A 17,980-nucleotide genomic window follows, 5' to 3' on the forward strand; every position below is an offset into this window, starting at 1 on the left:
TATCGTCAGTGCACTAACCAAAGTGGACCCCAGGAGTGCACATGGCCGCGGTCGACCTGACCACCCATCCCGGGCATCTGGCCCGGCGGCTTCAGCAGGCGCACTACCTGCTGTGGAACACGATGGTCTCGGAGGAGATCACGTCACCGCAGTTCGCGGTCCTCAACGCCCTGGTCGCCGAGCCGGGGGTGGACCAGCGCACCGCCGGGGAGCGGGTCGGCCTGGACCGGTCCACCATCGCCGAGGTGATCAGCCGGCTCGGCCGCCGGGGGCTGCTGGACAAGGTCCGCGACCCGCAGGACGGCCGCCGTTTCCTGTTGCGTCCGACCGAGGAGGGCCTGCGCGTCCACCGCAAGCTCGCCGTGCGGACGGCTCGCATGAACCAGGTCTTCCTCGCCCCGCTCTCCGCCGACGAGCAGACCGTCTTCTTCGACCTCATCCGCCGGGTCGCGGACGCCGCCGAAGGGCTCCGCAACCCGGCGGAACCCGCGACCGCGCCGAGCTGATCGGGTCCGCTGGTCAGGACCGCAGATCAGGGCTTGTCCGCCGAGTTCGTCGAGTCGACGAACACCACCCACACCTGGCCCTCCGCGAAGTTCAGCGGCGTGCCGTTCCGCGCGGTGAAGGCGGTGCCGTCCGTCGCCGCGCCGCGCTTCCAGGTCGCGTCGTACACGCGCCCGTCCCGCAGCACCTCCGCCTCCCCGGAGCCGACCGTCTCGACGTAGGGCGAGTAGTTGCCCCGGGAGTCGTGGAACTCCGACTCGCGCACGTCCACGTGCTGCACGACGACCGTCGCCGGGGCCAGGCGCCCGCCCTCGGCCGTGCGGGCCGGGTCGCCGTCCATGCCGACCAGCCAGCGGTCACGGCTCTCGGACCAGGTGAAGGCGAAGGACGCCGACGGATAGCGCACCGTGCGCGACGACACGGTCCGGCCGCCCTCGGGAGCCTCGCCGTAGTGGTAGCCCGTGGTCAGGGCGTCTGCGCCGGGAGGCCGTGACAGCAGCTCGCCGGGGCGCACATAGAGATTGTGCGGGGCGGGCCGGTCCGCGTCGCGGACGTAGGCGTCGGACTTCTCGCCCGGCGGCTCCGCACGCAGGGGCGCCTTGTCGATGAGGGGCAGCAGCTTGCCCTGCGCGCCGGAGAACGCCAGCGTCGGCCGGTCGAACTGGCGCAGCAGTTCCAGGTCCGACTCGCGGGCGCTGCGCACCGGTCCGACCGACTTCGGCAGCTCGGTCGCGTAGACCGCCATCAGGCGGCTCAGCCCGCCCTCCACCGGCTCCACGTAGACCACGTCCGCCGCGTCCAGGCCGGTCTGCGGACGGGCCGCGCGCACGTTGTCCACCTTCACGGCGAGTACCGAGGCCGGGTGGCCGGACCGCGTGCTGGAAGAGGACTCCGGGTGCGGTGCCCTACCGTCCTCCGGGGCCCCGGGCCCGGGCGTGCAGCCCGCCGCCAGCGAGACCGCAACCGCCGCCGTCAGCAGCGCGCCGCCGCGCCACCTGCGCGTCCTTCGTCGCATTCCGACCACCCGCCCGCCCATCCTCTGTCATTGATTGTGCGCTTCTAGAAGCTTTTAGTGCGATACCTGACCGAATCTGATACGGCACGCGGAGAGCGGTACATGATCCGCTGTTCGGACGAAACCGGCGGCGGTTCGGTGGAGCGCCCCTCGGGTACCCGGCCGCCACGTAGGACCGACGTGCACGGGCGACGGAGGGAGCGCGAGGCGATGAAGGCAGTGACGTGGCAGGGCAAGCGGGACGTGCGGGTGGAGGAGGTGCCCGACCCGAGGATCCAGGAACCGACGGACGCCGTCATCCGCGTCACGTCCTCCGGACTGTGCGGCTCCGACCTGCACCTGTACGAGGTGCTCACGCCGTTCATGACGCCGGGCGACATCCTCGGACACGAGCCCATGGGCATCGTGGAGGAGGTCGGCCCCGAGGTGACCGGACTGAGGCCCGGCGACCGGGTCGTCGTGCCGTTCCAGATCGCGTGCGGGCACTGCTACATGTGCGGCACCGGACTGCCGACCCAGTGCGAGACCACCCAGGTCACCGGGGAGGGCATGGGTGCCCCGCTCTTCGGCTACACCCGCCTGTACGGCGCGGTCCCCGGCGGTCAGGCCGAGTACCTGCGCGTGCCGCAGGCGCAGTACGGCCCGATCAAGGTGCCCGAGGGCCCGGCCGACGACCGCTTCGTCTACCTCTCCGACGTCCTGCCCACCGCCTGGCAGGCGGTCGAGTACGCCGCCGTCCCGCAGGGCGGCACCGTGGCCGTGCTCGGCCTCGGCCCGATCGGCGACATGGCCTGCCGGGTCGCCCGGGCCAAGGGCGCCGGGCGGGTCTTCGGCATCGATCTGGTGCCGGAACGGCTGCGGCGGGCCCGCGAGCGGGGCGTGGAGACGTACGACCTGCGGTCCTTCGACAAGGAGAAGGAACTCGTCGCGGCGATCCAGGACGAGACCGACGGCCGCGGACCCGACGCCGTGATCGACGCGGTCGGCACCGAGGCGCACGGCAGCGCCGCCGCGAAGATGGTGCAACAGGCCGCCGCGGTGATGCCCCGGGCCATCGGCGGTCCGCTGGCGGAACGGTTCAGCATCGACCGGCTCGCCGCCCTCTACACCGCCATCGACCTGGTGCGGCGCGGCGGCACGATCTCGCTGTCCGGCGTCTACGGCGGCATGGCCGACCCGATGCCGCTGCTCACCCTGTTCGACAAGCAGATCCAGCTGCGGATGGGCCAGGCCAACGTACGCCGCTGGAGCGACGAGATCATCCCGTACCTCACGGACGAGGACCCGCTCGGCGTCGACGACTTCGCCACCCACCGGGTGCCGCTGACCGAGGCGCCGCACGCGTACGAGATGTTCCAGAAGAAGCAGGACGGCGCGGTCAAGGTGCTCATGAAGCCGTGAGGGCCGTGGTGGGCCGGCAGCCCCGGACCGGGTCCGTCAGGGGCCGCCGAGGATCTCCGCCAGGTCGTAGCGGACCGGCTCCTCCAACTGGGCGTAGGTGCAGCTCTCCGGCGTCCGGTCCGGGCGCCACCGGCGGAAGCGGGCCGTGTGCCGGAAGCGCGCGCCGTTCTCCATGTGGTCGTACGCCACCTCGACCACCCGCTCCGGCCGCAGCGGCACCCAGGACAGGTCCTTCTTGCCCGACCAGCGGCTGGGCGCGCCGGGCAGCCGCGCCCCCTCGTGCGCCGACTCCTCGGCCCACGCGGCCCACGGATGACCCCCGACGTCGTCCATGCGCAGCGGCTCCAGCTCCTCCACCAGCTCGGCGCGCCGCTTCATGGTGAACGCGGCGCTCACCCCGACGTGCTGGAGGACGCCCTTGTCGTCGTACAGGCCGAGCAGCAGCGAACCGACCACCGGGCCGCTCTTGTGCAGGCGGTAACCGGCGACGACCACGTCCGCGGTGCGCTCGTGCTTGATCTTGTACATGGCGCGTTCGTCCTGCCGGTAACGCAGGTCGAGCGGCTTGGCGACGACACCGTCCAGACCCGCGCCCTCGTACTGCTCGAACCACCGCCGGGCCACCTCGATGTCGTCCGTCGCCGGCGCCACGTGCACCGGCGGCGTGACCCCGGACAGCGCCCGCACCAGGCGCGCCCGCCGGTCGGCGAGGGGTACGTCGAGCAGGGACTCGTCGTCCAGCGCCAGCAGGTCGAAGGCCACGAGCGAGGCGGGCGTCCTCTCGGCCAGCATCCGCACCCGGGAGTCCGCCGGATGGATCCGCTCGGTGAGCGCGTCGAAGTCGAGGTGCCCCTCCCGTGCGATGACGATCTCGCCGTCCACCACGCACCGCTCGGGCAACCGTTCGCGCACCGCCGCCACCAGCTCCGGAAAGTACCTCGTCAACGGCTTGCCGGTGCGGCTGCCGAGCTCGACCTCGGCGCCGTCGCGGAACACGATCGACCGGAACCCGTCCCACTTGGCCTCGTAGTGCATCCCCGGCGGGATCTTCGCCACGGACTTGGCGAGCATCGGCTTCACGGGCGGCATGACGGGCAGATCCATGGTCCGACTGTATGAGCGGGCAGGGGACCTCGCCTGTTAAGCTTGCCTGGTGATCAGGTTCTACTACTTCTACATCTGATACCGCCCCGGGAGACCGGGCGCCGATGCCGCCGCGCGCAAGCGGCGTGATTCCGGCTGCCCGTCAGGGTCCCCGGGCCAGGCCGTCGTGCCGCTCTCACACCGTCCGACCGCCCGCCGGTGACCCCTCCCTCCGTATCGGCCACCTGTTCACGTCTTCCGATATGGCGGATCACCCATGCATCGGCGTACCTCTGACGCCCCCACCTGCCCCACCACCCCTGCCCGGTCCACGCCCGGCTCGGGCGCCTTCCAGGTCGTCCTGGACGACGTCGTCCGCGCCCCCGGCGGCCGGCCGCTCCTGGACGGCGTGCACCAGTCGGTGTCCCTCGGCGAGCGCATCGGCGTCATCGGCGAGAACGGCACCGGCAAGTCGACCCTGCTGCGGCTCCTGGCCGGCGCCGACCGGCCCGACGCCGGACACGTCCGCGTCCACGCCCCCGGCGGCGCCGGATACCTCCCGCAGACCCCCGACCTCCCCCCGGACGACACCGTCCAGGACGCCGTCGACCACGCCCTCGCCGACCTGCGGGCCCTGGAGGCCGCCCTGCGCCGGGCCGAAGAGGCGCTGACGGAGGCCGGGCCCGACGAGCTCGACGGTCTGCTCGCCACGTACGGCGAACTCCTGGAGGCGTTCGAGGCCCGCGACGGCTACGCGGCCGACGCCCGCGTCGAGTCCGCCCTGCACGGACTGGGCCTGCGCCACATCACGCCCGACCGGCGCCTCGGCAGCCTCTCGGGCGGCGAACAGGCCCGTCTCAACCTGGCCTGCCTGCTGGCGGCCGCACCCCAGCTCCTCCTGCTCGACGAGCCGACCAACCACCTCGACGTACCGGCCGTGGAATGGCTGGAGGACCACCTGCGCGCCCACCGCGGCAGCGTCCTGGCCGTCTCCCACGACCGCGTCTTCCTGGAACGCGTCGCCACCGCCCTGTGGGAGGTGGACGGCGAGCGCCGCACCGTGCACCGGCACGGCGGCGGCTACGCGGGCTACCTGCGCGCCAAGGCGGGCGCCCGGCGCCGCTGGGAACAGGAGTACGCGGACTGGCAGCGGGAGTTGGCGGAGCAGCGCGCCCTGGCCCGCCGCGCCGCCGACACCATGGCCGCGGGACCCCGGCGCCGGGCCAACGCCGACCGCGAGGGCCAGCGCCACCAGCGCAGCGTGGAGAAGCAGATCTCCGCGCGCGTCCGGCAGGCCAAGGAGCGGGTCCGGCGCCTGGAGGAGAACCCGGTACCGCCGCCCCCGGCGCCCCTGCGCTTCCGGGTGCGCGTCGAGGGCGGCGAGGCCGACCGCAAGGGCCCGCTCGCCGACCTGCACCGGGTCGCCGTCGGCGACCGGCTCGACGTCCACGGCTTCACCGTCGACCCGGGCGAACGGATCCTGATCACCGGCGCCAACGGCGCCGGCAAGAGCACGCTGCTGCGGGTCCTCGCCGGCGACCTGCGACCCGACCGGGGCACGTGCGCACGCCCCGAACGCATCGGCTGGCTGCCCCAGGAGACCCCGGTCACCCACCCGCGGCGGACCCTGCTGGACACCTACGCGGCCGGACTGCCGGGCGCTCCGGCCGAGCACCGCGGTGCCCTGCTGGGCCTCGGTCTGTTCCGCGTCCCCGACCTGACGACGGCGGTCGGTGACCTGTCCACCGGACAGCTGCGCCGGCTCGCGCTGGCCCGGCTGCTGCGCGACCCGGTGGACCTGCTGCTCCTGGACGAACCCACCAATCACCTCTCACCCGCCCTGGTGGAGGACTTCGAGGACGCCCTGCACCACTACCGCGGCGCCCTGGTGATGGTCTCGCACGACCGCATGGTCGCCCGGCGGTTCACCGGCCGCCGGGTCAGGATGAGCGGCGGGACCCTGACCGGGTAGCGCGCGGCGCCGCCCGGGACGTCCGTCGGGACGGGCCCCGGGCGGCCCGCCGCCTGATGTGCGAGGTCGCCCGGCTGCGCCTACCGTGGCTCGCATGGCGGAAGCGGTGGAACTGGAAGCGGGCGGACGGACCGTGCGGCTGTCCAGCCCGGGCAAGGTCTTCTTCCCCGAGCACGGCTACACCAAGCTCGACCTGGCCCGCTACTACCAGGCCGTCGCCCCCGGCATCCTGCGCGCCCTGCGCGACCGGCCCACCACCCTCCAGCGCTACCCCGACGGCATCACCGGCGAGTGGTTCTACCAGAAGCGCGCCCCCAAGGGCATGCCCGACTGGATCCCCACCGCGCACATCACCTTCCCGAGCGGTCGCAGCGCCGACGAGATGTGCCCCACCGAGGAGGCCGCCGTCCTGTGGGCCGCCCAGTACGGCACCCTCACCTTCCACCCCTGGCCGGTGCGCCGCGACGACGTCGACCACCCCGACGAGCTGCGCATCGACCTCGACCCGCAGCCCGGCACCGACTACGACGACGCCGCCCGCGCCGCCCACGAACTCCGCGCCGTACTGGAGGAGTTCGGCGGGCTTCGCGGCTGGCCCAAGACCTCCGGCGGACGCGGCATCCACGTCTTCGTGCCGATCGAGCCCCGCTGGACCTTCACCCAGGTGCGGCGCGCCGCCATCGCCGTCGGACGCGAGATGGAACGCCGGATGCCCGATCAGGTCACCATCAAGTGGTGGAAGGAGGAGCGCGGCGAGCGCATCTTCATCGACTACAACCAGACCGCCCGGGACCGCACCATCGCCTCCGCGTACTCGGTGCGCCCCCGCCCGCACGCCCCGGTCTCCGCGCCGCTGACCTGGGACGAGGTGGGCGTCGCCCACCCGCAGGACTTCGACATCACGACCATGCCCGCGCGCTTCGCCGAACTCGGCGACGTGCACGCGGGCATGGACGACCGTTCCTACTCCCTCGACGCCCTGCTGGAGCTGGCGACGAAGGACGAGCACGACCACGGGCTCGGTGATCTGCCGTACCCGCCCGAGTATCCGAAGATGCCGGGGGAACCCAGCCGGGTACAGCCGAGCCGCGCGAAGAAGCCGCGCCCTCGGAAGAGCTGAGCTACAGCTCCCTGATCCTCACGTCCCGGTACGAGACCACGTCCGTGGTGCCGTGGACCTGGAGCCCGATGTAGCCGGAGGCGTACCGCCGCCCGTCCGTGCCCGGGTCGTCCGAGCGCGGCGGGTAGAAGTCCTGGCCGCCGGTGTTGTCGAACTCGTTGATCAGCACGCCGTTGCGGTAGATGGAGTAGTGCTGGTCGACCACGCGAATCTCGTAGTCGTTCCAGGTGCCCTTCTCCGTCACCCCGGCGCCGGCCAGGCCCACCCGGTCGAAGCCGTAGATCGACCCCGACTTGTACATGTCGCCGGTCGGGCTGTCGAACACCTGCACCTCGTGCCCGTACTTGATGGCGACCCACTCCGGCCGGGACTCCTCCGGGTGGTCGTGGACCTGCGGGAAGCGCACGAAGACGCCGCCGTTGGTGTTCGCCGTGCCGGGCGCGTCGTCCCGCCACTGGAGCTTCAGCGAGAAGTCCCCGTACTTGCGCTCCGGGAACCACAGCATGCCCATGCCGGGCGTGCTGGTGCTGGAGGTGATCGAGCCGTCCTCGTTCAGCGCGAACGAACCGCCGCCCACCTGCTGCCACTTGGCGAAGGACTCCTGGGAGCCGTCCAGGATCGCGCGGTAGCCCTCGGTCTGGCCGGGCACGCCGATCTTCGACTGGCGGGCGGCCTTGTTGATGGCCCGGTACTCCCGTCGGTCGACGACGCCCTCGTCCAGCAGCGCGTCCGTGACCTCGCGGACGTGCTTGAGGAAGAGCTGCTGCGACGACCAGTCCTTCTCGTCCTCGATCAGCTCGTTGATCCGGCACCGGTTGTTCGTGACCCGGTTCGGCACACCCGTGTCGACCGTGCCCACGATCACCGTGAGCCGTTCGTCGTACTCCGGGCAGGGCGGCGGCGGCACCTGGCCCGACACCACCGTGAAGCTCACGGTCAGCGGCGCGGAGGTGTTGCCCGCCTTGTCGCTCGCCCGGTAGCTCACGGTGTGCCGGCCCACCCGGTCGACGACGACCGGCCCGGTGTACGCCAGGTAGGGCCCGGCGTCCAGGGAGTACTCGATGCCGGCCACCCCGGAGCCGCCCTCGTCGGTGGCGCTGACGGTCACCTTGGCGCTGCCGACGTACGCGCCGTCGGAGTCCTTGGTGCCCTCCACGGTCGCGCCGGTCACCGGCGGCACGGTGTCCTGCGGGGGAGCGGCGACGACGGTGAAGGAGACGTTCTTCTCCGCCGCGACGTTGCCCGCCTTGTCGGTGGCGCGGTAGCGCACGGTGTGCTCACCGACCGCGTGCACCATGACCGGCGCGGTGTACGGCTGCCAGGCGCCGTCGGCGCCGACGGCGTACTCGATGGTGTTGACGCCGGAACCGGTGTCGGAGGCGGTGACGGTCACCGTCGCCATGTCGATGTAGGCACCGTCCGGGTTCTTCTCGCCGCTGACCGTCGCCGAGGTCTCCGGCGCGGTCGTGTCGTCGGTGTCCGGCGCGGCCACGGCGAAGGTGACGCTCTTCTCCTCGGCGGCGTTGCCCGCCTTGTCGAACGCCCGGTAGCGCACCGTGTGCTCGCCGACCTGGTCGACCACGACCGGCGTGGTGTACGGCTGCCAGGCGCCGTCGGCGCCGATCGCGTACTCGATCCGCTCGACGCCGGAGCCGCCCTCGTCGGTGGCGGCGAGCGTCACGGTCGCCGAGCCGACGTAGGCGCCGTCGGCGTTCTGCACGCCGCCGACCTCCGCCGACGTCGCGGGGGCCGTGGTGTCCTCGCCACCGCCGCCCTCGGTCACCACGAGCACGCCCTTCATCTCCCCGTGGCCGGGGATGGTGCAGTGGTAGAGGTAGCGGCCGGGGGAGAGGGTGACCTCGGCGGTGTGCTTGCCGCCCTGGTCGTCGAAGGGGTTGGCCAGGATGTTGAGCTGCACGTCCTGGTTGTACTCGGGGTCGCTGGTCACGAACGTCAGCGTGTGCGGCATGCCGGTGGTGTTGCCGGTCGCCTCACTGTTCTCGAAGACGATCGTGGCGGGACCCGCCACCGCCGTCTCCGGCGCCGACGTGTACTTGGTGATGTCGTTTCCGGCGGTCCAGGTGAGGACCTGGTCCGCCGCGGCGGCCTTCGCCTCGGTCCCGGTCTGCCCGGAGGCGGACGTCGCCTGCAGTCCGAGCATCATCAGCAGGCCGGCCAGCAGCGCGGCCCACATTCTTCGTCCACGTATCACTCGGTCCCCCTCGCCAGCTGTCCGGCGGCCGGCGTCGGGCCGCCGCCCTCGTAGGTGACCCGCCACAGGGCCGACTTGGAGTCCGAGGTGAAGAAGCCGCGGCCGTAGTCGAGGACGTACAGCGCGCCGTCCGGGCCGAACTTCCAGCCCATCAGGTTCTTGATGCCGTCGTTGCCGACGGGCACGATCTTCTTCAGGGACTCCGAGTGCACCGGCAGACCGCCGTCGCCCTGCGTCCTCGGGTCCATCAGCACCGCGTTGCGCGGCTGGTCGGCGTCGTAGAAGTCACCGACGAACCACTTGCCGTCCCAGTACGCGGGCCACTTGGTGTCACTCGTGCTGTCGGCGTCGTAGCGGTAGAGCGGGCCGTTCATCGCGGCCTGGCCGCCGCCCTTGAGCCAGGGCAGCCTGTACGTGCCCTCCTCCTGCTTGTACGAGGGGACGCCGTTCTCGTCGCGCGGGAAGTCGGGGCCGCCGCCCTGCGGCGAGTACCAGATGTTGTTGCCGGTCACCGGCGGCAGGTTGACCAGGCCGTCGTTGTTCGGCGACTCGTTCTTCGGGGCGTCGCAGTCGTACCAGCCCAGCGGCTTCGACGGGTCCGGCAGGTTCCGGTCCCGGTAGGGCTGCTTGTTGCCCATGCAGTACGGCCACCCGCGGTTGCTCGCCTCGGTGATCACGGCGAAGGTGTCGTACTTGGCCGGACCCCACGTCGGCGACGGGGCGCCGGCGTCCGGTCCGACCCAGCCCGCGTAGAGGGTGTCGGTCTGCTTGTCGACGGAGATGCGCGCCGGGTTGCGGACGCCCATCACGTAGATCTCGCCGCGCGTCTTGCCGCCGCCCTCGGCGGTCTCCTTGCCGGTGAAGAGATTGCCCTCGGGGAGCGTGTACGTCCCGTCCGGCTCCGGGTGGATGCGCAGGATCTTGCCGTTGAGGTTGTTGGTGTTGCCGGCGGTGCGGCGGGCGTCGGCGAAGGACACGCCCTTGAAGTTGGGCTCCGGGTTGTTGCCCGAGTAACCGTCGCTGAAGCCGCTGGAGTTGTTGTCACCGGTCGCGATGTACAGGTTGCCCTTGGGGTCCCAGGCCATCCCGCCGCCCGCGTGGCAGCAGCTGTGGATCTGCACCGGCCACTTCAGCAGCACCTTCTCGCTGTCCAGGTCCAGCTTGTTGGTGGCCCGGTCGAGCGTGAAGCGGGAGACACGGCGCTCGGCCATGTGGGTCTCGCGGTTGATCTCGGAGTGGGGTGTGTAGTGCAGGTACACCCAGCCGTTCTCGGAGAACTTCGGGTCCAGTTCGATGCCGAGCAGGCCCTCCTCGACCTTGGTCAGCTCGTCGCCGCCGCCCTTGTTGCCGAAGACAGTCAGCTCACCGGCGAGGGTGACCTCCTTCGTCTTCGGGTCCCAGACGTGGATCTCGCCCTTGCCCTTGCCGATGTCCGGGTCGTTCCAGTCGGTGATCACGGGCTGGGAGGAGTCGGCGCCGCCGCGGCCGATGTAGAAGACGCGGCCGTCGGGGGCGGTGACCAGGCCGTGCGGTTCGCCGATCTGGTCGTTCTGGCCCGCCTGGTTGGGCTTGGTCAGGCGCTCGGCCTTGTAGTTGCCGGTGATGGTGGCCTTGCAGTCGGCCTGAGCCAGCCGCGTCGTCCACATCAGGGCGCCGCGCAGGTGGGCGCGGAAGTCGGTCTCGTCGTACGACGACACCGTGCCGCCCATGCCGGTGTAGAACGACCGGCCGCCGTCGTAGTCCCGGCACCAGCTGACCGGGTGGTCCGCTCCGTTGGCGCTCGCTCCGGGCGCGTAGGTCGACTCGCGCACCCGGGCCACGGTGTGGACCTCACCGGACGGGTTCTTCTGCCAGTTCAGCCATGCGTCGGGCCGCTTCCACTCCATCGGCAGGTCCTTGGTGGCCGGATGGCGCCGGTCACCGACCTCGACGGTGGCCCGCTGGACCTTGGTCGGGCTGGAGGCGGCCGGGCGGGCGCCGACCAGACCGGTGAACCAGTCCGAGTACGGCTCCGCGCGGGCCGCGTCGTGGATGCCGACGAAACCGCCGCCGGCCTCCATGTACGCCTCCAGGCCCGCTTCCTGCGCCGGCGTCAGGACGTCGCCGCCGCCGGTCAGGAACACGACCGCGTTGAAGCGGCTCAGCCTCTTGTCGTTGGTGAAGACGTTGGCGTTGTCCGTGGCCTCGACCTGGAAGCGTTCCTTCGCCGGGCCGGACAGCCCGATCCGCTCGATGGCCGAGATACCGGCGTTCACGACCGGTGACTCGTCGCCCGCCGCGGCGGACCCGTAGAAGATCAGCACCCGTACGTTCGCGCCGCCCGGGGGCGACTTGATCGACATCGTTGTCAGGGACGGATCCGGCGCCGGACGCGCGCTGGCGGCCGGGCCGGCCAGCAGTCCCGCGGCGACGAAACCGGCGGTGGCGAACGCCGCCCAGCCTCTACTTCTCGCGCTCAACCCTCTTAAGGGCATGGGCACCTCCTAGGTCACGGCAGCAGCGCCAAGGAAGCTAGACCTCTTTGCGCGGTTCGCCAATAGGTATGACCGGGATCCAACGAACTTTGTCCTGAGTGTGGATAAACCAGTCGGCAGCCGGTACGGTCCCACAGGTTCATCACAGCCAATCAGGACCATCCATTGGTGCGTCTCCGCAATTTCCGTATCAGCGTGGGGAGTTCGGCATGGACAGGCGAGGCTTCAACCGACGGGTACTGCTGGGCGGCGCGGCCGTCGCGACATCGTTGTCCATGGCGCCGGAGACCGCGGGCGCGGCCGGTGAGCCCAAGGGGGTCACCGCCAGGACGGCACCGGCGGGCGGCGAGGTGAGACACATCAAGATGTACGCCGAGAAGCTGCCCGACGGCCAGATGGGCTACGGCCTCGAGAAGGGCAAGGCGTCCGTCCCCGGCCCGCTGATCGAGCTGAACGAGGGCGACACGCTGCACATCGAGTTCACCAACACCATGGACGTGCGCGCCAGCCTGCACGTCCACGGCCTGGACTACGAGATCTCCAGCGACGGCACCGCGATGAACAAGAGCGACGTCGAGCCCGGCGGCACCCGCACCTACACCTGGCGCACCCACAAGCCCGGCCGCCGCGCGGACGGCACCTGGCGGGCGGGCAGCGCCGGTTACTGGCACTACCACGACCACGTCGTCGGCACCGAGCACGGCACGGGAGGCATCCGCAAGGGCCTGTACGGCCCGGTGATCGTGCGCCGCAAGGGCGACGTGCTGCCGGACGCGACGCACACGATCGTCTTCAACGACATGCTCATCAACAACCGCGACCCGCACACCGGGCCGAACTTCGAGGCCACCGTGGGTGACCGCGTCGAGATCGTGATGATCACGCACGGCGAGTACTACCACACCTTCCACATGCACGGTCACCGCTGGGCCGACAACCGCACCGGCATGCTCACCGGCCCCGACGACCCGAGCCAGGTCATCGACAACAAGATCACCGGGCCGGCGGACTCCTTCGGCTTCCAGATCATCGCGGGGGAGGGGGTGGGCGCCGGGGCGTGGATGTACCACTGCCACGTGCAGAGCCACTCCGACATGGGGATGGTGGGGCTGTTCCTGGTGAAGAAGCCGGACGGCACGATTCCCGGCTACGACCCGCACGAGCACGCGCACGGCGGTGGCGAGCAGACCGCGGAGGCGCCCGCGCACCAGCACTGAGGGAGACCCGGCCGTGCCCGCCGTCGTCGGGGCGGGGACGGCCGGTCCCGCCGTCGGAACGGGACGGTCAGGAGTGGTGGGCCGTTCTCGGGAACATGCGCCGATCGTCCCGCCGCGCGGACGTGCCGGGCAAGCCGGTTTCCGCGCCGAGAGCGCTCTTCGTGCCGCGGCGGCTGCCGCTATTCTGGGCCGCAGCCGCCGACGAGGAGCCCCGAAGTGACCGACACAGCGCCGCGTCCCACGCTGGAGGCCGTGGCCGAGCGGGCCGGGGTCTCGCGGGCCACCGTCTCCCGGGTGGTCAACGGTGCGCAGGGGGTTCGGGACGCGCTGGCCGACCGGGTCCGGCGCGCGGTGGAGGAACTCGGGTACGTGCCCAACCAGGCCGCCCGCTCCCTCGTGACCAGACGCCACGACGCCGTCGCCGTCGTCGCCGCCGAGCCGGAGACCAGGGTCTTCGCCGACCCCTACTTCGCCCAGCAACTGCGCGGCATCAGCAAGGAACTGACGGCCCACGACAACCAGCTCGTGCTGCTGCTCACGGAGGGCCGCGAGGACCACGCCCGCGTCGGCCGCTACCTGGCCGGCGGCCACGTCGACGGCGCGCTGGTCTTCTCCCTGCACCTCGACGACCCGCTGCCCGGCCTCGTCCGCGGCGCCGGTGTGCCGACCGTGTTCGGCGGGCGCCCCGGCTGGGACGACGGCCGGGACGGCGTGGTCTACGTGGACAGCGACAACCGCGGCGGTGCCCGCGCCGCCGTGCGTCACCTGGCCGGCCTCGGCCGCACCCGGATCGCGCACATCACCGGCCCGCTCGACCAGACCTCCGCCGCCGACCGGCTGGCCGGCTTCCGCGACGTCCGCGCGGACGCCGACGCGGGGCTGGTCGCGCGCGGGGACTTCACCTCGGGCGGCGGCGAGCGGGCGATGCGGGAACTGCTCGACCGCAATCCCGACCTGGACGCCGTCTTCGCCGCCAACGACCTCACCGCGGCGGGCGCCCTCAGGGTGCTGCGCGAGCGCGGACGCAGGGTGCCCGATGACGTGGCCGTGGTCGGCTTCGACGACATGCTGCCCGTCGCCGAGGAGACCGACCCGCCGCTGACCACGGTTCGTCAGGACATCGAGGGAATGGGGAGGCTGATGGCCCGTCTGCTGCTGCGCGGCCTGGACCGGGGGACCGCGGCCGAGCCCACCGACGGGGCATCGGCCGGTGCGCCGTCGGGTGTGATCCTGCCGACGACCCTGGTCCGCCGCGCCAGCGCGTGAGGCGGGCGGCGGAGACGGCCGCCGGGGCGAGGCCCCTGGCCCGCCCCACGGCTGCCGGGCGGTCGCCACGGCGACGGACGACCGGCACCGGGCCCGGACCGCCGGTCATCAGCGACGACCGGGCGGCAAGGGGTGATCGCCCTGTCGGTCGTCAGTGACGACCGGGCGGCAAGAGGTGATCGACCTGCCGGTCATCGATGACGACCGGGCGGTAAGAGTGATCGCCCCGCCAGTCATCAGCGACGACCGGCCGGGCAAGGGGTGAACGCCCCGCCGGTCATCGATGACGACCGGCGGCAGGCGGCGAACGACCCGCCGGTCAAGCCGGGGAGACGGGGCCGGGCGGGATGTGGACGGTCATGATCAGGTGGCACGTCCCGGAGCCCGAGCCGCGGTAGGTGTGGGGGGCGTCGCCGTCGAACGTGGCGGTCTGCCCGGCCTCGACCGCGTGCTCGGTGCCGTCGACGACGAGCACCATCTGCCCGGCGGTGACGCTGACGGTCTCCACGACGCCGCTCTGGTGCGGGTGGCTGGGGTACTCCTCGCCCGGTTCGAGTCTCCAGCGCCAGACCTCGACCGGGGCCGGTCCCGTCGTGGTCAGCATGAGCCGCGCCTCGCCGCCCTTCTCCCCGGCCCACAAGGGCATGACGGCGTCGGCCGACACGACCCGGACACGGCCTTCGGCGGGCCCTTCCATCAGCGCCGACACCGAGACGCCGAGCGTGTCGGCGAGGCGGACCAGCGTGGCGAAGTTCGGATTGCCCTGGGCCCTCTCCAAGCCGACCAGGGCGCCCTTGCTGACCTTGGCGCGGCGGCCGAGTTCGTCCAGGGACAGTCCGGCGCGGGTGCGGGCCGCGCGGACGTTGTGCGCGAGCGTCCGCAAGGCCGCCTCGGTCTCGGCCATCGCTGTCACCCCTCCAGGCAGTGAGTCAGTGCATTGCACCGCGCGGTCGTTCGGTTGACGACTTCCGGTCGGTGCGTTGTACGGTGTGGTCGTTCCATTGATAGTAAGGGATGTCCCCGTGATCGCTCTGCTGCTGGCCCTGGGCAGCTCCCTCGCCTACGGATGCGCCGACTTCCTCGGCGGTCTCGGCGCCCGCAAGGCCCACGTCCTGCGCACCGTGATGATCGCCGCCCCGGCCTCGCTCACCGTGGAGCTGCTGCTGTGGCCCTTCCTCGGCGCCTCCTTCTCCCCGGCCACCCTCGCCTGGGGCGCCGCCTCCGGTGTCGCGTCGGCCGCCGCGTTCGCCCTTCTCTACCGCACGCTCGCGATCGGACCGATGAACGTCCTGTCCCCGGTCACCGCACTGGTCTCGGCGATGCTGCCGGTAGGCGTGGGACTGGTGCAGGGCGAGCACCTGGGCCCGGCCGGGCTGATCGGCCTGCCGCTGGCGCTGGCGGCGGTGGTGCTGGTCAGCGCCGGGCACGGCGCCGGCAGCGCCCGGCCGTCGCGGACCGCGCTGCTCCTGGCCTTCGGTGCCGGCGCCGCCATCGCCCTGCAACTGGTCTTCCTGCACCAGGCGCCGTCCGACAGCGGCGTCGGCCCGCTGATCGTCGGCCGGGCCGTGTCCTCCGCGGTCACGCTGGCCGCCGCCGGCCTGATGTTCCGGCGGCTGGGTCCCGAGAGGCCCGCGTACGCCGTGTCGGCGACGGCCGGTGTGCTGGACTCGGTGGCCAACCTGCTCTTCCTGCTCGCCGCCCGCAGCGGCGACCTGGCCGTCGTCGCCGTGATCACCGCCCTGTACCCGGCCGGCACCGTCCTGCTCGCCCGCGGCGTCCTCGCCGAGCGGATCCACCGGGGCCAGCTGATCGGTCTGGGCACCGCTGCCGTAGCCGTCAGCCTCCTCGCCCTCACCTGACCCCCACACCCCCGAAGGGATACCGGCATGTTCATCCAGCCCTGGGACGCCGCCCTCGACGACGCCGAGTGGCGGGCCTGGATCGCCGACGGGCACGACTTCGGCCTCCTCGCCGTCAACGGCCCGCCCGGACACGCGCCGATCGTCGTGCCCACCCACTTCGCCGTCGACGGCGGCACCCTGCTGATCCACCTCGCCCGCCCCAACCCCGTCTGGAAGCCGATCGAGACCGACCCGAACGTCACCTTCACCGTCACCGGCGACTACGCCTTCGTCCCCGGCCCCTGGCGCGCCAAGCCCGGCACCCCTCCCACCGAAGGCGTCCCGACCAGCTACTACGCGGCCGTCCAGTTCACCTGCCGGGCCATGGTCGTCGACGACCCCGCGGACAAGGCCGAGCTGCTGCGCCGGCAGATGGCGCACTTCCAGCCCGAGGGCGACCACGCCCCCATCGAGGCCGACCAGCCCCCGTACGGACGGATGCTGCCCGGCATCCGCGGCCTGCGCCTGGACATCACCGAGGTCCGCGCGAAGTTCAAGTACGACGACCACAAGCCCGTCGAGCAGCGCGCCGACACCGCCCGCCGGCTCACCGAACGCGGCCGGCCCCTGGACGCGCCGACCGCCGGTCAGCAGCTGCGCCGCCTGGACCGCATCGGCCCCTGGAAGCCCTGACCCCCACGCCCCGCCCTCGCCACCGCACCCCGATCTCGAACGGACCCCCTGTGACCTCCTTCCGCATCAGCCCCGCCGTCACCGACGCCTTCCCCGACACCCTCATCGCCGTCGTCACCGCGACCGGCCTGCGCGGCCACGAACACTGGCCGGCCACCACCAGCGCCCTGGAGAACCTGGAACGGGAGCTCGCCGACGGCACCTGGCAGCCAGCCGACGAGAACGACCCGCGCATCGAGGCATGGCACACCGCCTACCGCTCCTTCGGCACCAACCCCCGCCGCATCCGGCCCAGCGTCGACGCCCTCGGCCGCCGCATGGCGAAGAAGGGCACCCTGCCCCGGATCAACCCGGCCGTCGACTCCTACAACGCGGTCTCCGTCCGCCACGGTCTGCCCGCCGGCGCCTTCGACCTCGACCACGTCACCGGCGACGTGGAGATCCGCCACGCCGACGGCACCGAGACCTTCACCCCGCTCGGCGAGCCCGACACCACCGAACACCCCAAGCCGGGGGAGATCATCTACACCGACACCACCGACGTACTGACCCGCCACTGGAACCACCGCGACGCCCACCGCACCCGCGTCACCGAGGACTCCACCCAGGTCGCCTTCGTCCTCGAGACCCTCCACGCCGACCGCGACGGACACCTCCTGGAGACCGCCGTCGCGGAGCTGCGGGAACTGCTCACCCCGCACGCCGACCGGACGCAGGTCCTCCACCTCCACCGGGAGAACCACCGGGCCGCCTGACCCGCACCGTCCACTGACAAAAGACGCCTGCGCGCGCCGCCGTGCGACGAAGCACCGGGCAGGGGACCATCGGGTCGGCCGGGGAGCCAGGCGGCGCGCCGTTGATCGCGCGTTGATCGAACGTTTTTCGCCGCCAGGCACGCTCCTGCCATGCACATCGACACCATCGCGACGCCCGACACCATCGCGACGCCCGACCTCGCCTGGCAGGAGGAGGCGTTGTGCGCACAGACCGGGGGCGACTTCTTCTTCCCCGAGCCCGGCAGCTCCGTACGGGACGCGAAGCGGATCTGCGCCCTGTGCCCGATCCGCTCGGTCTGCCTGGAGTACGCCCTGAGCCACGACGAGCGGTTCGGCGTCTGGGGCGGGCTGTCGGAGAAGGAGAGACTGGCCCTGCGTCGCGGTTAATTCGCTGTGCCCCGCCCGC

Annotated in this window: 15 protein-coding genes; 10 read left to right on the top strand and 5 right to left on the bottom strand. The window is 72.0% G+C overall.

Going from position 1 to position 17,980, the window contains the following annotated elements; all coding sequences use genetic code 11:
• Positions 1-41: 41 nt before the first annotated feature.
• Positions 42-506 carry a MarR family winged helix-turn-helix transcriptional regulator gene (locus ACLIN4_RS30115; protein ID WP_107476996.1) on the top strand — a complete coding sequence of 155 codons (465 nt, stop codon included), beginning with the start codon at positions 42-44 and terminating at the stop codon, positions 504-506.
• A 26-nt stretch (positions 507-532) separates the two neighbouring features.
• On the opposite strand, the gene ACLIN4_RS30120 is transcribed toward ACLIN4_RS30115, so the two are convergent.
• The gene (locus ACLIN4_RS30120; RefSeq protein ID WP_290013045.1) at positions 533-1,519 is read right to left on the bottom strand and encodes a DUF3048 domain-containing protein; all 987 of its coding nucleotides are present in this window, start codon (positions 1,517-1,519) and stop codon (positions 533-535) included.
• A gap of 210 nt (positions 1,520-1,729) precedes the next feature.
• On the opposite strand from ACLIN4_RS30120, the gene ACLIN4_RS30125 reads away from it, so the two are divergent.
• The gene (locus ACLIN4_RS30125; protein WP_411576437.1) at positions 1,730-2,920 is read left to right on the top strand and encodes a zinc-dependent alcohol dehydrogenase; all 1,191 of its coding nucleotides are present in this window, start codon (positions 1,730-1,732) and stop codon (positions 2,918-2,920) included.
• 36 nt (positions 2,921-2,956) lie between these two features.
• On the opposite strand, the gene ACLIN4_RS30130 is transcribed toward ACLIN4_RS30125, so the two are convergent.
• On the bottom strand, positions 2,957-4,024 hold the full coding sequence (locus tag ACLIN4_RS30130) for an ATP-dependent DNA ligase (protein ID WP_107476998.1): 1,068 nt from the start codon (positions 4,022-4,024) through the stop codon (positions 2,957-2,959).
• 256 nt (positions 4,025-4,280) lie between these two features.
• Between ACLIN4_RS30130 and ACLIN4_RS30135 the strand changes: the two genes are divergently transcribed.
• Positions 4,281-5,975 carry a TlrC/CarA/OleB/SrmB family ABC-F type ribosomal protection protein gene (locus tag ACLIN4_RS30135; RefSeq protein ID WP_411576438.1) on the top strand — a complete coding sequence of 565 codons (1,695 nt, stop codon included), beginning with the start codon at positions 4,281-4,283 and terminating at the stop codon, positions 5,973-5,975.
• A 94-nt stretch (positions 5,976-6,069) separates the two neighbouring features.
• Positions 6,070-7,095 carry a non-homologous end-joining DNA ligase gene (gene ligD / locus ACLIN4_RS30140; RefSeq protein WP_100045587.1) on the top strand — a complete coding sequence of 342 codons (1,026 nt, stop codon included), beginning with the start codon at positions 6,070-6,072 and terminating at the stop codon, positions 7,093-7,095.
• Position 7,096: 1 nt separating this feature from the next.
• Here the strand turns inward: ligD and ACLIN4_RS30145 are convergent, their stop codons facing one another.
• Both ACLIN4_RS30145 and ACLIN4_RS30150 read right to left on the bottom strand, forming a co-directional pair.
• A complete protein-coding gene (locus ACLIN4_RS30145; RefSeq protein ID WP_307653534.1) occupies positions 7,097-9,289 on the bottom strand; it encodes an OmpL47-type beta-barrel domain-containing protein in 2,193 nt (730 codons plus the stop codon).
• A 14-nt stretch (positions 9,290-9,303) separates the two neighbouring features.
• Positions 9,304-11,781: a ThuA domain-containing protein gene (locus tag ACLIN4_RS30150; RefSeq protein ID WP_411576439.1), complete on the bottom strand. Its 2,478-nt coding sequence runs from the start codon at positions 11,779-11,781 to the stop codon at positions 9,304-9,306.
• A gap of 209 nt (positions 11,782-11,990) precedes the next feature.
• Between ACLIN4_RS30150 and ACLIN4_RS30155 the strand changes: the two genes are divergently transcribed.
• Positions 11,991-12,998: a multicopper oxidase domain-containing protein gene (locus ACLIN4_RS30155; protein ID WP_289907638.1), complete on the top strand. Its 1,008-nt coding sequence runs from the start codon at positions 11,991-11,993 to the stop codon at positions 12,996-12,998.
• Between the two features lie 216 nt (positions 12,999-13,214).
• On the top strand, positions 13,215-14,264 hold the full coding sequence (locus ACLIN4_RS30160; RefSeq protein WP_290013053.1) for a LacI family DNA-binding transcriptional regulator: 1,050 nt from the start codon (positions 13,215-13,217) through the stop codon (positions 14,262-14,264).
• Positions 14,265-14,583: 319 nt separating this feature from the next.
• On the opposite strand, the gene ACLIN4_RS30165 is transcribed toward ACLIN4_RS30160, so the two are convergent.
• Positions 14,584-15,168 (bottom strand): helix-turn-helix domain-containing protein, encoded by a 585-nt coding sequence (locus ACLIN4_RS30165; RefSeq protein ID WP_107477004.1) that lies wholly within the window; start codon positions 15,166-15,168, stop codon positions 14,584-14,586.
• A 118-nt stretch (positions 15,169-15,286) separates the two neighbouring features.
• Here ACLIN4_RS30165 and ACLIN4_RS30170 point away from each other — a divergent pair, with 118 nt between their 5' ends.
• The 4 genes from ACLIN4_RS30170 to ACLIN4_RS30185 all read left to right on the top strand — a co-directional run bounded on the left by ACLIN4_RS30170 (position 15,287) and on the right by ACLIN4_RS30185 (position 17,961).
• Positions 15,287-16,123, top strand: coding sequence for a DMT family transporter (locus ACLIN4_RS30170; RefSeq protein WP_107477005.1), 837 nt, complete (start codon positions 15,287-15,289; stop codon positions 16,121-16,123).
• Between the two features lie 27 nt (positions 16,124-16,150).
• On the top strand, positions 16,151-16,798 hold the full coding sequence (locus ACLIN4_RS30175) for an FMN-binding negative transcriptional regulator (protein ID WP_107477006.1): 648 nt from the start codon (positions 16,151-16,153) through the stop codon (positions 16,796-16,798).
• A gap of 50 nt (positions 16,799-16,848) precedes the next feature.
• Positions 16,849-17,553 carry a B3/4 domain-containing protein gene (locus ACLIN4_RS30180; protein ID WP_107477007.1) on the top strand — a complete coding sequence of 235 codons (705 nt, stop codon included), beginning with the start codon at positions 16,849-16,851 and terminating at the stop codon, positions 17,551-17,553.
• A 150-nt stretch (positions 17,554-17,703) separates the two neighbouring features.
• Positions 17,704-17,961 carry a WhiB family transcriptional regulator gene (locus tag ACLIN4_RS30185; RefSeq protein ID WP_100045581.1) on the top strand — a complete coding sequence of 86 codons (258 nt, stop codon included), beginning with the start codon at positions 17,704-17,706 and terminating at the stop codon, positions 17,959-17,961.
• Positions 17,962-17,980: the final 19 nt, after the last annotated feature.

Origin of the sequence: Streptomyces mutabilis (assembly GCF_046628145.1) — a bacterium.
Classification (GTDB): Bacteria; Actinomycetota; Actinomycetes; order Streptomycetales; family Streptomycetaceae; genus Streptomyces; species Streptomyces mutabilis.